Below are 3,205 nucleotides of genomic sequence, written 5' to 3' on the forward strand. Positions count from 1 at the left end.
ATCGACAACAGCTTGAGCTGCAGGCTGCCAAAGAAGTCAAAAGTCAGATCATGGACACGTATTTAAAGGGGTTGGAGAAGGACATTGACGTGTACAGCCTGTCGGCAAAACTGTACCGCAGCATGCCCAAGGAATGGCAGGAACTCAGCGCCAAAGGACAATTAAAGTTGGATCGGGGCAGCATTGGCATCATTACCGTCAAGGTCAATCTAATCAGCGGCGGCATCTCCAAAATGAAATGATGCACCATCACGATGACTGATCAAGGGGTATTTTTCGCGGATGAAGTCAAGGAAAGTTTCCGATACCGGGGTAAGCGGCCTGTCTTTTTTCCATACTACGCCGATCGGAAGCTTGCATTCTGGATCATCGACCTTCACCCAGTGCAAATGATGATTTTGAACACCTATCGTCTTCGGCAGCAAGGCAACTCCAAAACCCGCAGAAACGAGCCCGGCCACCGTATCCAATTCGTCCGCTTCAAATACGGTGTTCGGGCGAATCTGTTTTTTTTCGAACAATTGGTTGATGGTGAAATTTAACCCGCAGGTCGTCTTTAAACCGACAAAAGGCTCATCCTGCAGCTCCTCCAGACTGATTTTGCTTTTGCTGCTCCAACGATGCTGCTGCGGAAGGGCCAGAAATAGTTCGGGCATGCCGAGCAAATGCCAGTTGAACTTGTCATCCAGCAGCTCGGGCGTGGAAAGGCCGAAATCGCATTCGTGATTGGAAATGAGCGTAAGCAATTGTTGATTGGAGCTCTCATGAAGCTCAAAACGGATGTCGGTATAACGCTCCCGGAAGGAACCGAGCAGGCTGGGGATCAGCTGAGCTCCGAGCGTATGCAGGAAGCTAAGGGAAATCACACCCGCCTCTGGATTGATTTGGTTCGCGATCTCCTGTTTGGCTTGCTCAATTTCACGAAAAGCATGTTCGGCCCGTTCCAGAAAAAGGCGCCCGAACCGGTTCAGGACCAGATTACGTCCGCTCCGTTCGAACAAAGCCACGCCCAGCTCCTTCTCCAAGCCTGCGATGGAACGGCTCAAGGCAGGCTGGGACAGGGATAACTGCTGTGCCGCCTTCGTCATATGCTGCAGCTTCGCCACCGCAATAAAATACTCAATCTGCTGCCACTCGATTTTCAACCCCTCCTCATCCATTACATTTATGCATGATTTATATACGAATTATAAATTAGACGAAATGAATGAACAAGGATACGATTCTAACTATAAGGAGGGATCGCCGATGACGTTCGATAAGCAGATGCTAAACCACTTGCGGCAGCCCGTGTCTTTTACGGTAACTGGGGGCGGCGGCGTTAAGCTCCATGTCGAGGAATCGGGCAATGTCCATGGCCGCCCGCTGCTGTTCCTGCACGGCGGATCGCAGTGCAGCTTGTGTTGGAAGAAGCAGATTCATTCGGAGCTTGCTCTGGATTACCGCCTGGTAACGATGGATTTTCGCGGACACGGGCAATCGGATAAACCGGCGCAAGGGTATGCCGATGGACGGCTGTGGGCAGAGGATATTCATTCAGTCATCCGAGAGATGGGATTGATTCAACCGGTATTGGTCGGGTGGTCATTCGCGGGAATCCCCCTTCTCGAATCGTGTTTGGGTAATCAAATTCAACCATCAGGTTGTCCTTAATGGCTCCGCGCAATTGTTCTATAATGTCTTGTTCCGATCGTCCGTGCCCCCACGGATTAAAGTCTACGATCATTTTCTGCTTATGATCCTGCATTTGATCACGTTCCGCTTTTACGATAAGAGCTTGTACCTTATCCATTAACAGTTGGATCTTCTGATCATCCAGCGAGGAAAGCATCCCGTTCAGAGCCGTATCAATCACAAACAGTTCTTCAAAAGTCAGCAGCTGACGGTCTAGTTTATAATGATCGATCAGTCCGTAACCCCCAGCGATCCCCGTATAGGATACGATAGGGATACCCGCCTTATTAATTGCGTCGATATCTCGGCAGATCGTTCGGACCGATACCTCAAAACGTTCGGCGAGTTCCTTGCCGCTTATTCTATCGCGCCCCAACAGCAGCGTCACGATAGCAAGAAGCCTGTCGATTTTCAAGGCTCTTGTCCTCCATTTCCGCTTCACACTATAGTTCAATACACACTCATTAAAACACAAAACGTTGGCCTAAAAAACCCGAACAGTTAATGACATAATGATGTCGTAAACGGTATAGTACAATGTCACTGCACCTTAAACGAAAGGAGAGGCAAACCTTGATGAATCTAATGATTACAGACAACAAGTATTATCACGCTCCGGATCACCCCGAACTGATTGAGCTTGAAAACAACCTTTATCTTACAATTTCCGATCAGGGTGCCCCTGGTGGATCTGCCCACCTGGCTGCTGTACAAGCACTTCACACCTCTGCATACGGAGTCAAATCACTTATGATGATGGAAGGCAAAGATTTTATCGTGCCGGTTCTGGAGGGGCTCTGGTGGGTGGACGGCAATAAGCCTGTTCGGGAAGTGCCAATGGAGCAATGGTATTGGAAACTGCTCATACGAGTTCCCGACTACGTGACGGAGAGCCATTGGGAGAGGACCAAAATAAAAGCGATCATGGACAATCCGCTCATTCAATCTATCGTCTTAGAAACGATCAATGAGGGTAAATGCGTGCAAATGATGCATAACGGCCCCTATGATCGGGAGCAGGAAACCGTGGATTTGATTGAGGCATTTATGAAGGACCATAACCTGGTACAAAACGGGCTTCATCATGAAATTTATATTTCCGATATCATGAGCCCCCCTCGGAGAAGGCAAGGACCATTTTACGACACCCGGTAAGAAAGGGCACAATCCTATAAACCAGAAGGTGAGCCTTGAGATCGGATCACTACGCTTGCCCGTAATTTGACAAAGGAGGCGGCAATCGATTGGAAGTCAAAAATGGACGGCGCAGGGATAACCCCCTGCACCGCCATTTTTTCAATTCCATTCAAGCAAACTTACAGCGGGCGCTCAATCGCGAAAATGTCCCCAATTCGCGCGTAATAGTTGCCGGCCAGCCGGCTTACCGCAGCCAGACGACGGGCGTCGATTCTACCGTTCTCATACAGATCCTCCTGGATATGAAACTGAACGATTCGGCCGATGATGAAGTCGCATCCGTCAGAGCCCCGTTCCGCCCAGCCTNAACGCGCGTGTTCGAGCACGCACTCCA

The 3,205-nt window shown here is 49.6% G+C and carries 4 protein-coding genes and 1 pseudogene; 3 read left to right on the top strand and 2 right to left on the bottom strand.

Annotation, left to right across the window (positions count from 1 at the left end; translation table 11 throughout):
* Window positions 1–242 (top strand): annotated as a pseudogene (locus CPT76_RS18450) (Ger(x)C family spore germination C-terminal domain-containing protein); the annotation flags it as partial.
* Here CPT76_RS18450 and CPT76_RS18455 read toward each other — a convergent pair.
* Window positions 210–1,145, bottom strand: coding sequence for a LysR family transcriptional regulator (locus tag CPT76_RS18455; protein WP_181152913.1), 936 nt, complete (start codon window positions 1,143–1,145; stop codon window positions 210–212). The pseudogene CPT76_RS18450 and the gene CPT76_RS18455 overlap by 33 nt on opposite strands.
* 121 nt (window positions 1,146–1,266) lie before the next feature.
* On the opposite strand from CPT76_RS18455, the gene CPT76_RS42165 reads away from it, so the two are divergent.
* Window positions 1,267–1,653, top strand: a complete 387-nt coding sequence (locus tag CPT76_RS42165; protein ID WP_374954686.1) for an alpha/beta fold hydrolase — start codon at window positions 1,267–1,269, stop codon at window positions 1,651–1,653.
* On the opposite strand, the gene CPT76_RS18465 is transcribed toward CPT76_RS42165, so the two are convergent.
* A complete protein-coding gene (locus tag CPT76_RS18465) occupies window positions 1,541–2,089 on the bottom strand; it encodes a helix-turn-helix transcriptional regulator (protein ID WP_181152915.1) in 549 nt (182 codons plus the stop codon). The two genes, CPT76_RS42165 and CPT76_RS18465, sit on opposite strands and share 113 nt — an antisense overlap.
* Window positions 2,090–2,250: 161 nt before the next feature.
* Between CPT76_RS18465 and CPT76_RS18470 the strand changes: the two genes are divergently transcribed.
* The gene (locus tag CPT76_RS18470) at window positions 2,251–2,829 is read left to right on the top strand and encodes a GyrI-like domain-containing protein (RefSeq protein WP_258168653.1); all 579 of its coding nucleotides are present in this window, start codon (window positions 2,251–2,253) and stop codon (window positions 2,827–2,829) included.
* Window positions 2,830–3,205 lie beyond the last annotated feature (376 nt).

Source organism: Paenibacillus sp. AR247 (assembly GCF_002968895.1).
GTDB lineage: Bacteria > Bacillota > Bacilli > Paenibacillales > Paenibacillaceae > Paenibacillus_AQ > Paenibacillus_AQ favisporus.

Bases quoted from the DNA above. Each gene is read 5' to 3' on its own strand.
- CPT76_RS42165 (WP_374954686.1), top strand. From the start codon at position 1,267: ATGCTAAACCACTTGCGGCAGCCCGTGTCTTTTACGGTAACTGGGGGC.
- CPT76_RS18470 (WP_258168653.1), top strand. From the start codon at position 2,251: ATGAATCTAATGATTACAGACAACAAGTATTATCACGCTCCGGATCAC.